The organism is Paenibacillus harenae, assembly GCF_030812415.1.
GTDB classification, from domain to species: domain Bacteria; phylum Bacillota; class Bacilli; order Paenibacillales; family Paenibacillaceae; genus Pristimantibacillus; species Pristimantibacillus harenae_A.
Map to the genome: position 1 here is coordinate 136,858 of NZ_JAUSST010000003.1, position 16,984 is coordinate 153,841.

Consider the following 16,984-nt stretch of genomic DNA (forward strand, 5'->3'; position numbering starts at 1 on the left):
CGGTATAATATTTCTTAAATGCTAACAAGGTCGGGTAACGGCTCTCATTGCGAGGGGCGTCAGTCCGGCCTAATAAAATGATTAAGGAGTATTCGAAATGACTAAAACGCTAATTTTCGGGCACAAAAACCCGGACACCGACACAATCACCTCGGCGATCGCTTACGCGGAGCTGAAAGCAAAATTAGGCAAAGACGTAGAAGCAATTCGCCTTGGCGAAGTTAACGGTGAAACGCAATACGCTCTAAACTACTTCGGTATCGAAGCGCCGCGCCTCGTTGAGAACGTTGCTGACGAAGCGAAGGAAGTTATCCTGGTCGACCATAACGAGCGCCAACAAAGCGCGAATGACATTGATAAAGTACGTGTCGTAGAAGTTATCGATCACCACCGTATCGCCAACTTTGAGACAAGCGCTCCGCTTTATTTCCGCGCTGAGCCTGTTGGCTGCACGGCTACAATCCTGAACAAACTGTACAAAGAGAACGGCGTAGCGATCCGCAAGGAAATCGCAGGCCTAATGCTTTCCGCTATCGTATCGGACTCCCTGTTGTTCAAGTCGCCGACTTGCACGGGCGAGGACGTTGCGGCAGCTAACGAATTGGCGGCAATCGCTGGCGTTGACCCGCAAGTTTACGGTCTTGCAATGTTGAAAGCCGGCGCTGACCTGAGCGACAAGTCGGTTGCGCAATTGATCTCCCTGGACGCGAAAGAATTCGCAATGGGCAGCTACAAAGTCGAGATCGCGCAAGTGAACGCGGTTGACGTGAACGACGTGTTGTCGAAACAAGCGGAAGTTGAAGCGGCTCTGAACGACATTATCGCGGCAAAAGGTCTTGACCTGTTCGTGTTCGTCGTAACGGACATTCTTAACAACGATTCCGTAGCGCTTGCGCTCGGCAACAAAGCAAACGCGGTTGAGAAAGCTTACAACGTAACGCTTGCCGATAACAAAGCCGTGCTTAAAGGCGTTGTGTCCCGCAAATCGCAAATCGTACCAGTATTGACAGAGACGCTTAGCAACCTGTAATCGTTTCGTTTAGCGGCAGTCCGATGCTTGCTTGGCAAGCGTTGGGCTGCCTTTCTTGATATGATACACACCTAGGAGTGGATGAGATGTTCGAGGTTACGGAATATAGCGTTGAGGTAATGAAGGATCCGTTCGGTATTTTGACAGGGCAGCGTTATGAGTTCATGCTTGATCTGGATATCGACGAGGAGGACGAGCTGTATTCGCAGGAAGGCATTAGCCTCCGAGTGATTTACGTGGTTGACGGCGAGCAGTCGCGTATTGCGAAATACGAGTTTCTGACGCGTTCGTCGAATTCGTACGTGGACTTCGAATTGGAAGAGGACGAGCATGCTTGGGTGCTGGCCTATTGCAAGGAATGCTTGGAGAGCCCGGGCCAAGAGCAACAAAAGCAATAGGATTGCAGTAGGAAAGTGTAGGATGTGCGTTTCATTGGCTGCATTTCAGGCGGCTGATGGGACGTTTTTTTGTGCTTTTTTAGAGGAATCGCATTGGCATTGGAGAATCATTCTAGTAGCGCTAGATCAGAGAATGGAAGTTGACGATGATGCAGGCAACCATGCGCAACTTTAAGCAAGGCAGGAGAGAAGCGGTTATGGACAACGGCATTAAGCATAAGGTGACGAAGGAGCAGTTGTCGCTCTTGATGGAGCAGACTTTCGGCGTTGCCGCTTTGGAAGCGGAGGAGCTGTCGGATGGCTGGGCCAATACGGCCTATAGGGTTGAGCTGTCGGACGGAAAAACGGTTATCGTGAAGGTAGCGCCGCAGGCGAGCGTGAAGATGATGAGCTATGAGAAGGGCTTGATGAAGACCGAAGTCGACACCCTCAGACGAATGAAGGAGATGGGGGGCATTCCCGTGCCCACGGTTCTTGCTTATGCTGCGGATGACGGCAACTTGGGCAGTGAATATTTTATAATGGAAAAGCTGGAAGGCACTCCGTATAACAAGGTGAAGGATAGCTTGTCAGAGGCGGAACGTTATAGGATCGAATTCGAGCTTGGCGTATACAATCGGCGGATTAACGAACTGGTGGGCGAGCGTTTCGGCTTATATGCGGATAGTGATGACGAACAGGGAAATGGCGGGTCATGGAGGGAAACGTTCCATAAGCTGATTCTCTCCGTGCTGGAGGACGGACGTGCCGCGGACGTGGCCTTGCCGGTTGACTATGACACGATTGAACATGAAGTCGCTGCCCGTTTGGATTGTCTGGATGAGGTTACCGTGCCGCGCCTAGTCCACTGGGATCTGTGGGATGGCAATGTGTTCGTTGAGGACGGGCGAATTACTGGAATTATTGATTTTGAACGGGCACTATGGGGCGACCCGCTGATGGAGGTTTATTTTGGCCGCTTCAATCATTCTACCGGGTTCCTGCAAGGGTATGGGATAGGGGAACTAACAAGTGCCGAGAAGAACCGGAAAGCCCTATACAGCTTATACTTGGATCTCATCCTGGCAATCGAATGCGCTTACCGCCTATATGAGGACGGAGGTCATATCGCTTGGACGAGAGACAACTTGGCACAGGGCTGGCAGCAATTTTTGCAGCAGGCGTAAGGATGAATTCGGGAGAGGAGAGATGTCGCATGTTAGCTGTCATTCAGAAAGCCGAAGTCGGTTACACGGCTAGATTCGAGCGATACTGGAAGCATTCCACGGAGGAGGTATGGTCTTGGCTGACGGATAACGATAAGCTGGCCGTATGGTTCTCCGAGCTGCGGGTAGACGAGCTCCGGCAGGGCGGGCTGATCAAGTTCGATATGCAAGACGGAACCTTCGAAGAGATGATCATTACGGAGCTGCAGCCTGGCTCCGTGCTTGAGTATACGTGGGACAAGGATCGCGTTCGCTTCGAGCTGTATAAGGACGATGCTGACGGCAGCAAATTGGTCTTCATCGAGAAAATAACGGAAGTGACGGGGCATACGCCTCGAGATATTGCCGGTTGGGACGTCTGCTTGGATGCGATCGGCATGCTGATGGACGGCGAAGGCGATGCCGTAACGCCTGATTCCCGCAAAGGCATGTGGGAAAGCAAGTATGAGCAGTACGTTCGAATATTCGCAGAGCTTGCGAATTGATGCGGCGAGCGGATAGATCGTAAGGACGGGAATGAGGGGCATATGGGGAGCGGGCTGTGCTTGCTCCTTGTAGGCCCTTTGTTTGTGCTCAACTGCATTTTCGTACGCCTCAAAGAACGTATAGTGAGGAAAAGAGGAGGATGGAGGACGAAGCTCGATCCTACTTTTTATACCTTTATCGCACTCTCCCCTTAGATCAGGCTGAGCAATCAGTCTAAGCTTATCTATCTGGGCCTTTATCGAACTCTCCCCTTAGCTCAGGCGGAGCTCTCAGTCTAATCTTATCTTTCTGGGCCTTTAACGCACTCTCCCCTTAGCTCAGGCTGAGCACTCAGTCTAATCTTATCTTTCTGAGCCTTTATCGCACTCTCCCCTTAGCTCAGACTGCTCCCAGCTCAATCTTGTCATACTCTCCAGACTTTACCTCTCGTAACGGAATATCTGAGCAGAAGGGAGAGTGCGATAAAGGAGAAAAAAGGCTAACCCCCGTATTCGCATCAGCTCCCATCGCTGGGATTAACGGGAGCTCCTATTATCTCGTTAGAATAGTTTACTCCCGCTGAAAATTACGGTAGTTTTTTCGGAAATTTATTAGCTGTTAGCTGGCGTCAAGCGAGTTGTTGCGTTGGTTATGAGATCATAAGCGAGGGAAGTGGAGTTTTGCTCATTTGTAAACGAATCGGCGCATAAAATGTCACTACAGGGACGGCAAAGGAGAGTGGGAGATGAACAGGGCACAGAAGTCGATTGAACTGGCAGAGCGTTACGGAGCCCGCAATTATCACCCATTACCGATCGTCATCAGCAGCGCCGAAGGCGTGTGGGTGCAGGATACGAGCGGCGCGCGTTATTTGGATATGCTCAGCGCCTACTCTGCTCTCAACCAAGGCCATCGTCATCCCCGCATCATTGCGGCTTTGAAGGAGCAGGCCGATAAAGTCACGATTACTTCAAGAGCGTTCCATAACGAAACGCTCGGTTTATTTTATGAGAAGCTTGCCGCTTACACGGGCAAGGAGCGCATTCTGCCGATGAACACGGGGGCGGAGGCCGTCGAGACGGCGGTGAAGGCGGCGAGGCGCTACGCCTACGACGTAAGAGGCATTGCCGATTCGATGGCGGAAATTATCGTGTTCGAGGGCAACTTCCACGGCCGGACGCTGACGGCGACGTCTTTCTCGTCTACGCCGGAGTACCGGCGAGCGTTCGGGCCGTTTATGCCGGGCTTCCGTATCGTCCCTTACGGCGATCCCGCCGCGCTTTCCGCCGCGTTCAACGAGAACACGGCGGCCGTGCTCATCGAGCCGATCCAAGGCGAGGCGGGCATTCGAATCCCGCCGGCCGGCTTCCTGAGGCAAGCTGCGACGTTGTGCGCAAAGCATGGCGCGCTGCTGATCGCCGACGAGATCCAGACGGGCTTCGGCAGAACCGGGAAGCGGTTCGCTTGCGACTGGGAGCAAGTCGTGCCGGATATTTATGTGCTCGGCAAAGCGCTGGGCGGCGGCGTGACGCCTATCTCTGCCATCGCTGCGGATGCGGCGATTATGGATGTGTTCGAGCCCGGCTCGCATGGCTCGACGTTCGGCGGCAATCCGCTTAGCTGCGCTGTCGCAACCGCGGCAATCGCAGTCATCCAGGAGGAGAAGCTGGCCGAACGTTCCGCCGAGCTTGGCGATTACATGCTGCAGGAGCTGAGCAGCTTATCCCACCCGGATATTAAGGAAATTAGAGGGCGGGGACTATTCATCGGCATCGAGCTTCACACGCGCGCTCGTCCTTATTGCGAAAAGCTGATGCAATTAGGCTTGTTATGCAAGGAGACGCATGACTCGGTCATTCGTCTTGCTCCTCCGCTCGTCATTACGAAGGTTGAACTCGAATACGCTATCGAGAGATTGAAATCCGTATTCGGAAGCGAGTCTCGGTCCGGCGCAGGAGGTGAAGATCCGTCATGACGTTGTCCCGCGTTGCCATTATTAAAGTTCCGTTTGATCTAGGCGCGGGGACGAGAGGGGCATCGCTCGGTCCTGATTGCCTGCTGCAGGAAGCGGGACTTACCGACAAGCTGAACTCGCTTTCGGTTCCATATGAAATCGCCGGAGAGATAGGCGTTCCGGCCATTGCCGGCACCGCGACAGAGGCGTTCGATCCGGCGCAGTTGCCGCCCAATCTGAAGCATATAGCTGAAGTATACGCGATGAGCGACAGCCTTGCGGAGCATGTGTCGGCTGCGGCCGCAAGCGGCGCGTTCCCGTTAGTGCTCGGCGGCGATCATAGTATCGCAATCGGTACGATTGCCGGGCTCGCCGAGCATTACGCCAATATGGGCGTCATCTGGTTCGATGCCCATTCGGACATGAACACAGAGCACACGAGTCCGTCGGGCAATATTCATGGGATGTCGCTTGGCATCAGCCTAGGCAGAGGGTATGAGCCTCTTACGAAGCTAAGAGGGATCTGTCCGAAAATAAAGCCGGAGCATGTCGCGATCATCGGTGCTAGGTCGCTTGATCCGGACGAGAAGCAGTTCATACGGTCGCTTGGCGTTGCCTGTTATACCATGCACGATATTGACCGGATGGGCATTGCCAGAGTGATGGACGAAGTCATCCGCCGCATGCAGCGCGAGACGGACGGCGTCCATATCAGCTTCGATATCGACAGCGTCGATCCGAGGGAAGCGCCAGGTACGGGCACTCCGGTGAAGGGGGGCTTAAGCTACCGCGAAGCGCATCTGGCGATGGAGCTGCTATACCAGTCCGGCATCGCAACGTCGGCGGAGCTGGTCGAGGTGAATCCGAGCCTCGATCAAGGTCTCAAGACCGCAACGCTTGCAGTCGAATTAATCGGTTCGTTGCTCGGCGACCAGATTTTGTGAAAATAGAAGAAGCAGCCGTTCCGTTTACGCTAGGGAAGATTCTGTTCAGCAGGGGGGAAATGCCGATGCGGGAGCCTTATCAGAACGAACCGTTTACCGACTTCACGATTAGTGACCGAATCGACGAATTTCAAGAGGCGCTCCGCAAAGTGGAGTCGGAGCTAGGCAAGGAGTACTTGATTAAGATCGGCGCCGACCGGATCGAGACGACAACGAAGCGGAGATCGATCAATCCGTCTCAGACGACCCAGCTTGTCGGTATCGTATCGCAGGCCGATCAGGCGTTGGCTCATAAGGCCATTCTCGCTGCTGCTGCGGCGTTCGACCATTGGAAACGCATCGCGCCTTCGGCCCGTTCGAGAATGCTGTACAAGGCAGCGGCTATTCTGCGGCGGCGCAAGCATGAGTTCTCCGCATGGCTTGTCTATGAAGCCGGCAAAACTTGGGCCGAAGCCGATGCCGATACGGCCGAAGCGATCGACTTTATGGAATATTACGGCCGGGAGATGGAGCGGCTGTCGGAGCGGCAACCGCTCGTTCCGTATCCTGGCGAGGACAATGAGCTGTTCTATATCCCGCTTGGCGTGGGAGTGATTATCCCGCCGTGGAATTTTCCGCTGGCGATCATGGTTGGCATGACGATGGCGGCGATCGTTGCCGGCAATACGGTCGTATTGAAGCCGGCGAGCGCTACGGCGGTCATTGCCGCGAAGTTCATGGAACTGCTGGAGGAAGCCGGCCTGCCCGACGGGGTCGTTAATTTTTTGCCGGGATCCGGCACGGAAATCGGCGATTACTTGGTGGAGCATCCGCTGACGAGGTTTATTTGTTTCACCGGCTCGCGGGAGGTGGGGCTGCGCATCAATGAAAAGGCGGCCATCGTGCAGCAGGATCAGAAATGGATCAAGCGCGTCGTTGCCGAGATGGGCGGCAAGGATACGATCATCGTCGACGAGGATGCCGATCTCGACTTGGCGGCGGAGGCCATCACGGCGTCGGCTTTCGGATATGCCGGGCAGAAATGTTCTGCTTGCTCCAGAGCAGTCGTTCTTGAAGCGGCATACGATGCGGTCATCGCCAAAGTCATCGAACGGACTAAGTTGCTCAAGGTCGGCAAGGCCAACGAGCTTTCTTCGCATATCGGCCCGGTCATTGACGAGCGGGCATACTTCAGCATACTCAAATATATCGAGGTTGGGCGCAGCGAAGGAACTGTCGTCTATGGAGGAAGCAAAGGGGCGAGCGGCGGATATTTTATCGAGCCGACGATTATTAAGGATGTTGAGCCGTATGCGCGAATCTCGCAGGAAGAAATTTTCGGACCGGTGCTTGCGTTTATCCGCGCGGCCAACTTCGAGGCGGCAATCGATATCGCCAACAATACGGAATACGGGCTGACGGGAGCGGTCATCTCCCGTGACCGCAGCAAGCTGGAGCAAGCGCGGGAACAGTTCCATGTCGGCAATCTGTACTTCAACCGCAAATGTACCGGCGCGCTCGTCGGCGTCCAGCCGTTCGGCGGCTTCAATATGTCGGGCACCGATTCGAAAGCCGGCGGACGGGATTATTTGCTGCTGTTCATGCAGTCGAAGGTGGTTACGGAGCGGTTCTAGCGATGTCATTCATTGGAGGCCGGACTGGCGTAGTGGGAAGTGAGGATAATCTTTAGCTAAAGTGAGGCTAACCTCACTTTGGCAGAGGTTCTTGCTCGTTTGCAGACAAATAGCGAGGCAAATCTCACTCGTCGTGAAGCTAGGCTCACGAGCAAAGAGGTTTGCCTCATCATTTTGCGGAAGTAGATGGATATGCGGCGGGGATGCCTACATACGCAGCTTGATCGATTTTTTGTACAGCGGGTACAGCCACTTTACGCCGCTTGGCGTGAGGGAATCCGCTACGAGATGGGACAAGTAGCCGAGCGTGGCTACGACGGCGATTCCTTCTGTCCGCAGCTGCTGCTCCAAGCCCCAGCCGATAGCCGCCCAAATGAGCGTCGCCCATACGGTATGCGTCATGCCGCGATGCTTCAGCCACGGAACCCATGCGACAAATAAGCCGAAGCCGATGAGCCAGTTCATTTGATAGGTGAAGCCTACGTACATAAGGATGCAGCCGACTGCGCTTACGAGCGCGTTGCGGATGGCACCCTGCTTCATAACAAGACCAAGCAGCAGTGCGGCAGCGGCGCTGCCGATAAGGATAGGGGAAACGGGATGCCCTGCGAAAAATAAATAAGCGATAATGCCGATAAATGCGACGCCGCCCCATAACATAAGCTCCCGAATGAGCTTCGACAGCTTTCCTAGCTTGCTGCTCAGCATGCTCGTGCCGTCGAGATCGGCCGCGAGCGCGGAGAATCCCGCGATACCGACGAATAACGCCGCATGTTGAAGCGTGAACGGATAATAGACGGATGCGGCTGCGCCAATCGCCGCGCCGATGGTTAGATGTGTTTTACCTGTCATAATTCCTCCTGTGACTAACTTGCCTGCTGCTCATAAATATTCGTGATTAACTCGCTCGTTGCTTACCATCTGCTCTAAATTCTGAGTAATTTGATCATGGTGCGGGTCGCGCTCCAATAGGCCGAAGAACCGTCTGCGCATTTGTCTCTTCAGAAGCGGGGTCAGATAAGGTTACGTTTCATTATAGAGGAAAAATAAGCGGTTATGGAAGCGGTACACGGTACGAATCGAAACATGGTATAATAGCCTCACGAAATGAAGGGGCGGGTGGGATCGAAAATGGATAATCAATTAGCCGCTGCCTGCGACGATCCGTGCGCCGGGACGGAAGCCGATATAACAGATGTAAAAAGCAAGCTAGTGAGCGACGGAACGGCCGTGGAGCTGGCCGATCTGTTCAAGGCGCTCGGCGACCCTACGCGGGTGAAGATCATTCATGCGCTGCTGCAGTCGGAGCTATGCGTCCATGATTTGACCGAGGTGCTGGAGATGGGGCAGTCTGCGATCTCCCATCAGCTGCGGCTGCTTCGGAATATGCGTATCGTGAAGCGCAGAAAAGTAGGCAAAACGGTATTTTACTCGCTGGACGACGATCATGTGGAGCAAATTTTCACGTTAACGCTGCAACACTTAAAGCATGTATAAAGAGAGGCGGCCTGCCTAGCGGGTTGGCCTCTCTTCTTATTTAGGCTGTCCTCGTCGTTGAAGTAAAAATATGAATGATAATTTACTTGATTTTTAGTAAAAAAATCGTATATTTGAAGATAGAGAATGAAAAGAAGGCGCTATGAACCGTAATGAAGGAAGGAAAGGTAGCGATAGCATGGCTACAATCAAAGATATTGCACAGCAAGCGAACGTGTCTATCGCAACCGTGTCGCGCGTGCTTAATTATGATCCGGGCATATCCGTTACGGACGAGACGCGTAAGCGGATATTCGAGGTTGCGCAGAAGCTGAACTATAAGACGCTTCGCGAGCGTAACGGGAATGGGCAAGCGCCAGCCAAGGACCGTTATCGGATCGGGCTTGTAAGCTGGTATTCCGAACAAGAGGAGATGCTTGATCCTTATTACTTGGCTATCCGGCTTGGCGCGGAAAAGGAGTGCTTTCAGCGGCAGATCGAGATGTTCAAGATGTTCGTTCAAGACGGTGATGCGGGCCTTGATCGGGCTGGCGAACCGCTTGACGGGATCGTTGCGATCGGTCGTTTTGAGAAGGAAGACCTGGAGCGTTTTCCCGTCGGGATGACGAATATCGTGTTCGTCGATTCATCCCCGGATGATAATCGATTCGATTCGGTTGTCATCGACCTGCGCAAATCGGTGTCCGAGGTTCTCGACTATTTGATCGGGCTGGGCCATACGGAGATAGGCTATATTGGCGGGCATAAAAAGGTAAACAACAGGCCGGTAAAGGATGAGCGAGAGCTGGAATTCGTGGAACGGCTGACCGTACGAGGAATTTATGATCCGAAATTTGTATATACGGGTGACAATTTGTACGCCGAAGAAGGGTATAAGCTTATGAAAGCGGCGATTGAAGGCGGCAGACTGCCCACGGCCTTCTTCATCGAGAACGATTCGATGGCTGTTGGCGCTTTGAGAGCGCTTCACGAGGCGGAGCTGCAAGTTCCGCATGACATTTCTATCGTTGGCTGCAACGATATTCCGATCTCCGCTTATATGCAGCCGCCTCTGACAACGGTTAAGGTGCATATGGAGCATATGGGCGAGACGGCGGTTGAGCTGCTTGCGGATCGAATGGCAGGTGGCAGGGATATCGCTCGGAAAATCATACTGCCTGCCCGGCTGCTGGAGCGGGAGAGCAGCGGTCGGCCGCCACGACGGAACGCCTAGCAAATATAGGCTGCGATTACCGCATAAGAATGGAGTGAGGAAATGCCATTATTATCGTTAGATCAGATTGTTTTGCCGGCTGTGCGCAAACAGAAGGATGTGGAGGCGGTCATCGCAACGCCGTATACGTATATGGTGCTTCTGGGCGGCCATCTGGGCCAATTGAAGCCGATTGTCGACCTCGCTAATCAGCATGGCAAGAAGGTGCTGCTGCATGCCGATCTGATCGACGGGCTGAAAAACGATGAGTACGCGGCGGAGTTTCTATGTCAGTCGATTAGGCCCTCGGGGCTGATATCGACGCGTTCCACGGTGATCGCAAGAACGAAAAAAAACGGACTGATCGCGATTCAGCGGCTGTTCCTCATCGATTCCGATGCGATTGAGCACAGTTATACGTTGCTTGAGAAAACGCGGCCCGATTATATCGAGGTGCTGCCGGGCATTATGCCCGATATGATACGCGAGGTCAAGGAGCGAAGCGGTATTCCGATCATTGCCGGAGGCCTTATCCGGACACCGGGCGATGTATCGAATGCGCTAGCGGCAGGCGCTTCCGCTATTACGACCTCACGTAAGGAGCTTTGGCAAAATTATCGTTAGCATAAGCAATTAACAATAGTTACTTCATGGGGAGGAATATCGGATGGACAACTATATGCTGGCGCTCGATCAAGGCACGACGAGCACAAGAGCATTGCTGGTCGATCACAGCGGCCATATTGTGGATACGGTGCGCGAGGAGCTTCCGCTCGTATATCCGCAGCCCGGATCCGTGGAAGCCGATGCGGCTTTCATTTGGGAGTCGGCCAAGAAAGTCATTGCGGGGTTGCTTGCGAAGACGGGGGTTACAGCATGGCAGATTGCCGGCATCGGCATTACGAACCAACGCGAGACAACGGTTGTATGGGACAAGGCCACCGGCGAGCCGATTCATCATGCGATTGTATGGCAATCCCGCCAAACGACGCCGATATGCGAGCAATTGAAGGCGGACGGCCATGAGCGCGAGTTCCATACGCGGACAGGTTTGTTGATCGACGCCTATTTCTCGGGTACGAAGGTGAAGTGGCTGCTCGACCATGTTGAAGGAGCTCGCGAGTGTGCTGAGCGGGGAGAGCTGCTATTCGGTACGATCGATAGCTGGCTCGTCTGGAAGTTGACAGGCGGAGCGGTGCATGTGACGGATGTGACGAATGCGTCCCGCACGATGGTGTTCAATATTCATGAGCGGCGCTGGGACGATGATCTGCTGCGCATATTGGATATTCCGGCATCGATGCTGCCTGAAGTACGCTCCTCTTCAGAGGTGTATGGTCATGTTACCGCCGAACTATTCGGAGCGCCGATTCCCATTGCGGGCATGGCGGGCGATCAGCAAGCGGCTTTGTTCGGACAGACGGCGTTCGATAAAGGCTGTACCAAAAATACCTACGGAACGGGCTGCTTCATGCTGATGAATACGGGCGAGCAAGCGATCGTGTCCGATCGCGGCTTGCTGACGACGATCGCATGGGAAGTGGACGGCAAGCTGGAATACGCGCTGGAAGGCAGCGTATTCGTAGCGGGAGCGGCTATCCAATGGCTGCGGGACGGGCTTGAATTGATTGAATCGGCAAGCGAGACGGAGGCGCTCGCCGAGCAGGTGGAATCGACGGACGGCGTGTATGTCGTGCCTGCATTCGTCGGACTCGGAACGCCGTACTGGAACAGCGATGTGCGCGGAGCGGCGTTCGGCCTGACGCGCGGAACGTCGAAGGCTCATTTTGTCCGAGCGGTGCTTGAATCGCTTGCTTATCAGACGAAGGACGTTCTCTCGGTCATGACCCGGGAGTCAGGGCTCGCGTTGCAAGCCTTGTCGGTCGACGGCGGCGCTATCGCCAACAATCTGCTAATGCAGTTCCAGAGCGATTTGCTAGGCGTGCCGGTGGAACGGCCGCTCGTGAGCGAGTCGACGGCCCTTGGCGCCGCGTTCTTGGCGGGGCTCGCAACCGGCTTCTGGAGCGGCAAGGAGGAACTTGCTTCGCTTCGTCAAGTGGAGAGGGTATTCGAGCCGAGCATGGAGGAAACAAGAAGACAAGAGCTATATGATGGCTGGCATCGCGCGGTAAAGGCAGCCATGGCATTCGCCAAGTAATCATGTTATAATAACGACAAGTTAATAACGGTTGGAGACACGGAGAAACCATGATAGCCGCTTTCGTACCCTCGTTCGAGGGGGAGAGCGGTTAACATGGTTTCTTTTTTTGCTTCTGTAGGAGTAACGAAATGGATGCAATAGACAATAATAAGGATAGAGCGCTGGGAGGCTGCAGAAATGATGAATGAGGAATTGAAAGAATCGGCTTTTGCCGCACAAAATAGGGAACTGCGATTAGAAGAGATGGCACGCATGGAGCTGGACCTGCTAGTCATTGGCGGAGGCATTACAGGCGCTGGCATTGCGCTTGATGCGGTTACGAGAGGGCTTCGTGTCGCCGTCGTGGAAATGCAGGATTTCGCGGCAGGCACGTCGAGTCGTTCGACGAAGCTCGTGCACGGCGGGCTGCGCTATTTGAAGCAATTAGAGATTAATGTCGTTGCCGAGGTAGGCAAGGAGCGGGCGATCGTATATGAAAACGGGCCGCATGTAACAACGCCCGAGTGGATGCTGCTTCCGCTGTACAAAGGGGGTACGTTCGGCAAATTCTCGACTTCGATCGGGCTCCGCGTCTATGATTTTCTTGCCGGCGTCAAGAAGAAGGAGCGCCGCAAAATGCTAAGTGCGGAGGAAGCGCTGCGCAGAGAACCGTTATTGAAGCGTGAAGGACTGAAGGGCGGCGGCTACTATGTGGAATACAGAACGGACGATGCTCGCCTGACGATTGAAGTCATGAAGCGAGCGGTCGAATTGGGCGCGCTAGCCGTTAACTATGCCAAGGTGGATAATCTGCTCTACGATACCGGCGGTGTAGTTGAAGGCGCTGCGGTACGGGATATGATCAGCGGTCAAACGTATGACGTTCGTGCGGCAAAAGTGATCAATGCGACTGGTCCATGGGTCGACGAGCTGAGGGAGAAGGACGGTTCGAAGCACGGCAAGACGCTGCGGCTGACGAAAGGCGTTCATCTGGTGTTCGACGGGAAAAGGTTCCCGCTTAAGCAGGCGGTATACTTCGATACGCCGGACGGACGAATGGTATTCGCCATTCCCCGCGAGGGCAAGACGTACTTCGGCACGACCGATACGAATTTTAAGGGCGATACGGCAAGTCCGGTCATGACAATGGAGGATCGCGACTATTTGCTGCAAGCGGCCAATTTCATGTTCCCGCAGATGAATCTTGTCGTGGCTGACGTGGAATCGAGCTGGGCCGGGCTAAGGCCGTTAATTCAGCAAGAAGGCAAGTCGCCTTCGGAAATTTCGCGCCGCGACGAGATCTTCGTTTCGAACTCTGGCTTCATCTCGATCGCGGGCGGCAAGCTGACCGGCTACCGCAAGATGGCCGAGACGGTCGTCGATAAGGCGGTCGAACTGCTGCGCAAGGACGGGGGGGCTATCGGCATCGGCCGCAGCGAGACGAAGGAGCTGCGTATGTCGGGCGGCGATACGGGCGGCTCGGCTGGCTTCGAAGCGTACGTTGCCGCACAGACGAAGAAAGGAATCGCCGCTGGCTTCAAGGAAACCGAGGCGCGTACGATTGCGGAAAAATACGGCTCGAACGCCGAGAAGCTGTACGAACTCGCTGACGAAACGACTGCGAAGTGGGCGGATTCCCACAAGCTGCCGCTAGCGCTCGCCGTTCAACTGCGCTATTCGATCGAAGCGGAGATGACGGCGAAGCCGGAGGACTTCTTCATTCGTAGAACCGGCAATTTATTCTTCCGTATTGCCGAAGTGCGCAAGTGGAAGGAAGCTGTTATTGCCGCCATGGCTGAGTCATTGGGATGGACGGCTGAGCAGCAGGCCGAATACAGTAAGGATCTGGAGCGGAAGCTGGCCGAGGCAGTCGAAGCTCCGAAGCAATAAATGTGTAAGGCGAGGTCGGCGCTTTGGAGCGCGGCCTCTTTTTTTATTTGCGTTATTGGGCAATATAAGTTGCAGAACTTGCAAATTATTCATATAATACATATGAGCATGTATTCATATATTGATCGATTTCGTATTCATTTGCGGCAAAATGGGGGAGTTTGGCATGAGTGATACACCGAGCGGGCGATTTGGAAGTAAGCATGGCAAGGTAGAGGATGATAGCGATAGCGCAGGTCGCCGCGAGCACAGTGTTGGAGGCGGTCACGGTCATGGGGATGGCTGCGATCATAGCGCAGATCATGAACATAAGCAAAGTAAGGTCCGTAGTCAAAGACATATCCATAGTCATGGGCATCATGGCCATAGCCACCACGGTCACAGCCATCATGGACATGGTCATCACGGCCATTCGCATGCGCCGAACAATAAGGCGGGACTACTGTTCGCTTTCGTTATTACGGCAGGCATAATGGTGCTCGAATTCGTCGGCGGGCTCGTCACGAATTCGCTCGCGCTGCTCTCCGATTCCGGGCATATGCTTAGCGATGCCGCTGCGCTTGCGCTTAGTCTAGCCGCGATGTGGTTCGCGGCAAGGCCGTCATCCGCGAAGCGAACCTTCGGCTTCCATCGCTTCGAAATATTGGCTGCGCTGCTGAACGGCGTATCGCTATTCGTCATTTCCGGCTTCATTATTGCGGAAGCGATCAAGCGTTTCTGGGAACCGCCGACCGTAGCGAGCGGATCCATGATGATTATCGCCGCAATCGGCTTGCTGGCGAATCTTGCAAGCGCATGGTTTCTGATGCGCAAGGGTGACGTGAAGGATAATTTGAACGTTCGCAGCGCTTACTTGCATGTCATCGGCGATGCGATAGGATCTGTCGGCGCTATTATTGCGGGGCTGCTCATGACGCTATTCTCCTGGTACATTGCCGATCCGATCATCAGCGTCGTCGTAGCGCTCCTTATTCTGAAGAGCGCATGGGGCATCATCAACTCTACCGTTCATATTTTGATGGAAGGGACGCCGCATTCGATTGACGCCGATGAGGTCAAAGCGACGCTGCTCGGAGTTGCAGGCGTCAACGATGTGCATGATCTTCATATCTGGACGATTACGTCCGGCATCGACTCGTTAAGCTGCCATCTCATCATTCACGATAATGCGGACGGCCAAGTTGTCCTGCGTGAGGCGCTTAAGCTGATCGAGGAGCAATATGGCATCGACCACGCCACGATTCAAGTAGAGAACTCGTCCCTGCGACATGCCGAGCTGCATATATAAAATGAAAAACGCCCACTTCCTATCGCTTGTAGCGACGGTGAAGATGGAGCGTTTTTTTTATTCAGCGGGAAATTTAACTGGAATTTCTCCCGTTAAAAACATAGTCTTCTACAATTCGTAATGAATTAACTGGAGTTCCTCCCGTTAATATCGCGGCTTTCAAGGTAGCAGGCAACTATGGTGCGGAATAACGGGAGCTTTTCCAGCTATTTCGGAGGGGATTGATGCGGCAACCCTACACGCTCATCGCGCTTCTTCGCTAATCGATTTGGTTTTGTACACTTGAGCGCCGACAAGGAAGGAGGCGACGCCCCATAACGCCATAATGCCCATGCCCAGCCAGAAAGCGCCGTTCGTAACGCTCTCCGCATAGATGAGGCCGTCGCGCATGCCGTCGACAAAGTAAGTAAGCGGAAGCGCCTGCGTTACCGGCTGCAGCCATACCGGCAGCGATTCGAGCGGGAAGAAGACGCCGCTTAAGAACATCATCAGCATGCTGGCGATATTGGCCATGCCCATGTATGCCTCGATCGTTTTGCTGAACGACGAGAATAAGTAGCCCATTGCATTGAAGACGAGAGCGCCGCCGAAGAAGGCGATGGCAAGACTGAAAATATTGATATGCAAGGATGCGCCAAAGCCATATACGCCGATCAGCGACAGAACGACGATCTGCACGATACCGAGCATCAGTCGGACGAGCATGCTGGAGAGACCGTACAGACCCATCCTGGCCGGTGTCATCCGAAGACGCTTCAATAGCCCGCGCCTACGCATGTCGACGAGATCGACCATGCCGAACAACCCGCCTTGCGCGATAGATAATCCGATCATGCCCGTAAGCAGGAAGTCCTCGTACTTCAAGTCATCTTCGCCGGAAGTGACGGAAGAGACCGTCATGCCGAATACCGGCTGCGCTCCCGCTGCCGCCAGGTTCGCTTGCTGAATGAATTTGTCCAGCACGCCGGAGACGACCTGCGTCGTCGCGCTTCGTTCGTTCTTCATATTGACGATAAGCTGCAAGGACGAAGCATTCTCCGATTCCGGAAGAATGATTAACGCGTCTACATCCTCGTTTTTCACCCATTCCAGCCCTTGCTCCTTGCTAATTGGCTCTTCGTTCTTCAACTCCAGCACAGGAACTTGGCGAAGCTGCCCCAGCAACTGCTCCGAGGCGGCGGTCTGTACCGGTTCGGAGACAGCGATCGTAGCCTTGAAATCATCGTCCCCGCCGCCTGCGAAAATAATCATGAACAGCACCATCAGAATAATAGGGAAGAAAATATTCCAAAACCATACCTGCTTCTCCCGGAACATCATCTTGAGCTGGGCGACGAACATTTTATTGAATTGCTTCGCGCCGTTCAT

Annotated in this window: 15 protein-coding genes; 13 read left to right on the plus strand and 2 right to left on the minus strand. The window is 54.0% G+C overall.

All coding sequences use genetic code 11. The annotated features are described in order from the left end of the window. The first annotated feature begins 97 nt into the window (after positions 1 to 97). The 7 genes from J2T14_RS10765 to pruA all read left to right on the plus strand — a co-directional run bounded on the left by J2T14_RS10765 (position 98) and on the right by pruA (position 7,609). Entirely contained in the window at positions 98 to 1,030 is a 933-nt protein-coding gene (locus J2T14_RS10765) for a manganese-dependent inorganic pyrophosphatase (RefSeq protein ID WP_307470619.1), read from the plus strand. A gap of 86 nt (positions 1,031 to 1,116) precedes the next feature. After that, positions 1,117 to 1,428 carry a DUF6509 family protein gene (locus tag J2T14_RS10770; protein WP_307203235.1) on the plus strand — a complete coding sequence of 104 codons (312 nt, stop codon included), beginning with the start codon at positions 1,117 to 1,119 and terminating at the stop codon, positions 1,426 to 1,428. Positions 1,429 to 1,574: 146 nt separating this feature from the next. Continuing rightward, the gene (locus J2T14_RS10775) at positions 1,575 to 2,594 is read left to right on the plus strand and encodes a phosphotransferase family protein (protein WP_307470620.1); all 1,020 of its coding nucleotides are present in this window, start codon (positions 1,575 to 1,577) and stop codon (positions 2,592 to 2,594) included. A 29-nt stretch (positions 2,595 to 2,623) separates the two neighbouring features. Further along, complete coding sequence (locus J2T14_RS10780; RefSeq protein WP_307203231.1) at positions 2,624 to 3,118, plus strand: SRPBCC family protein; 495 nt, start codon at positions 2,624 to 2,626, stop codon at positions 3,116 to 3,118. A gap of 725 nt (positions 3,119 to 3,843) precedes the next feature. After that, a complete protein-coding gene (locus tag J2T14_RS10785; protein WP_307470622.1) occupies positions 3,844 to 5,073 on the plus strand; it encodes an ornithine--oxo-acid transaminase in 1,230 nt (409 codons plus the stop codon). Then, positions 5,070 to 5,996, plus strand: coding sequence for an arginase (gene rocF / locus J2T14_RS10790; RefSeq protein ID WP_307470624.1), 927 nt, complete (start codon positions 5,070 to 5,072; stop codon positions 5,994 to 5,996). The genes J2T14_RS10785 and rocF overlap by 4 nt, the downstream gene beginning before the upstream one ends. Positions 5,997 to 6,061: 65 nt before the next feature. Continuing rightward, positions 6,062 to 7,609 carry an L-glutamate gamma-semialdehyde dehydrogenase gene (pruA, locus tag J2T14_RS10795; protein ID WP_307203470.1) on the plus strand — a complete coding sequence of 516 codons (1,548 nt, stop codon included), beginning with the start codon at positions 6,062 to 6,064 and terminating at the stop codon, positions 7,607 to 7,609. Between the two features lie 207 nt (positions 7,610 to 7,816). Here pruA and J2T14_RS10800 read toward each other — a convergent pair whose 3' ends face one another. After that, positions 7,817 to 8,461, minus strand: coding sequence for a metal-dependent hydrolase (locus tag J2T14_RS10800; RefSeq protein ID WP_307470625.1), 645 nt, complete (start codon positions 8,459 to 8,461; stop codon positions 7,817 to 7,819). 279 nt (positions 8,462 to 8,740) lie between these two features. Here J2T14_RS10800 and J2T14_RS10805 point away from each other — a divergent pair, with 279 nt between their 5' ends. The 6 genes from J2T14_RS10805 to J2T14_RS10830 all read left to right on the plus strand — a co-directional run bounded on the left by J2T14_RS10805 (position 8,741) and on the right by J2T14_RS10830 (position 15,616). Then, on the plus strand, positions 8,741 to 9,106 hold the full coding sequence (locus tag J2T14_RS10805; protein ID WP_307470627.1) for an ArsR/SmtB family transcription factor: 366 nt from the start codon (positions 8,741 to 8,743) through the stop codon (positions 9,104 to 9,106). 178 nt (positions 9,107 to 9,284) lie between these two features. After that, positions 9,285 to 10,319 (plus strand): LacI family DNA-binding transcriptional regulator, encoded by a 1,035-nt coding sequence (locus J2T14_RS10810; RefSeq protein ID WP_307470629.1) that lies wholly within the window; start codon positions 9,285 to 9,287, stop codon positions 10,317 to 10,319. Between the two features lie 42 nt (positions 10,320 to 10,361). Beyond that, complete coding sequence (locus J2T14_RS10815; protein ID WP_307203219.1) at positions 10,362 to 10,922, plus strand: glycerol-3-phosphate responsive antiterminator; 561 nt, start codon at positions 10,362 to 10,364, stop codon at positions 10,920 to 10,922. 43 nt (positions 10,923 to 10,965) lie between these two features. Next, positions 10,966 to 12,456 carry a glycerol kinase GlpK gene (gene glpK / locus J2T14_RS10820; protein WP_307470631.1) on the plus strand — a complete coding sequence of 497 codons (1,491 nt, stop codon included), beginning with the start codon at positions 10,966 to 10,968 and terminating at the stop codon, positions 12,454 to 12,456. Between the two features lie 180 nt (positions 12,457 to 12,636). Next, complete coding sequence (locus J2T14_RS10825) at positions 12,637 to 14,328, plus strand: glycerol-3-phosphate dehydrogenase/oxidase (RefSeq protein ID WP_307470633.1); 1,692 nt, start codon at positions 12,637 to 12,639, stop codon at positions 14,326 to 14,328. Positions 14,329 to 14,668: 340 nt separating this feature from the next. Further along, complete coding sequence (locus J2T14_RS10830; protein ID WP_307471922.1) at positions 14,669 to 15,616, plus strand: cation diffusion facilitator family transporter; 948 nt, start codon at positions 14,669 to 14,671, stop codon at positions 15,614 to 15,616. A 243-nt stretch (positions 15,617 to 15,859) separates the two neighbouring features. Here J2T14_RS10830 and J2T14_RS10835 read toward each other — a convergent pair whose 3' ends face one another. Continuing rightward, positions 15,860 to 16,984, minus strand: a complete 1,125-nt coding sequence (locus J2T14_RS10835; RefSeq protein ID WP_307470635.1) for an ABC transporter permease — start codon at positions 16,982 to 16,984, stop codon at positions 15,860 to 15,862.

Bases quoted from the DNA above. Each gene is read 5' to 3' on its own strand.
- J2T14_RS10765 (WP_307470619.1), top strand. From the start codon at position 98: ATGACTAAAACGCTAATTTTCGGGCACAAAAACCCGGACACCGACACA.
- J2T14_RS10770 (WP_307203235.1), top strand. From the start codon at position 1,117: ATGTTCGAGGTTACGGAATATAGCGTTGAGGTAATGAAGGATCCGTTC.
- J2T14_RS10775 (WP_307470620.1), top strand. From the start codon at position 1,575: ATGATGCAGGCAACCATGCGCAACTTTAAGCAAGGCAGGAGAGAAGCG.
- J2T14_RS10780 (WP_307203231.1), top strand. From the start codon at position 2,624: ATGTTAGCTGTCATTCAGAAAGCCGAAGTCGGTTACACGGCTAGATTC.
- J2T14_RS10785 (WP_307470622.1), top strand. From the start codon at position 3,844: ATGAACAGGGCACAGAAGTCGATTGAACTGGCAGAGCGTTACGGAGCC.
- rocF (WP_307470624.1), top strand. From the start codon at position 5,070: ATGACGTTGTCCCGCGTTGCCATTATTAAAGTTCCGTTTGATCTAGGC.
- pruA (WP_307203470.1), top strand. From the start codon at position 6,062: ATGCGGGAGCCTTATCAGAACGAACCGTTTACCGACTTCACGATTAGT.
- J2T14_RS10800 (WP_307470625.1), bottom strand. From the start codon at position 8,461: ATGACAGGTAAAACACATCTAACCATCGGCGCGGCGATTGGCGCAGCC.
- J2T14_RS10805 (WP_307470627.1), top strand. From the start codon at position 8,741: ATGGATAATCAATTAGCCGCTGCCTGCGACGATCCGTGCGCCGGGACG.
- J2T14_RS10810 (WP_307470629.1), top strand. From the start codon at position 9,285: ATGGCTACAATCAAAGATATTGCACAGCAAGCGAACGTGTCTATCGCA.
- J2T14_RS10815 (WP_307203219.1), top strand. From the start codon at position 10,362: ATGCCATTATTATCGTTAGATCAGATTGTTTTGCCGGCTGTGCGCAAA.
- glpK (WP_307470631.1), top strand. From the start codon at position 10,966: ATGGACAACTATATGCTGGCGCTCGATCAAGGCACGACGAGCACAAGA.
- J2T14_RS10825 (WP_307470633.1), top strand. From the start codon at position 12,637: ATGATGAATGAGGAATTGAAAGAATCGGCTTTTGCCGCACAAAATAGG.
- J2T14_RS10835 (WP_307470635.1), bottom strand. From the start codon at position 16,984: ATGAACGGCGCGAAGCAATTCAATAAAATGTTCGTCGCCCAGCTCAAG.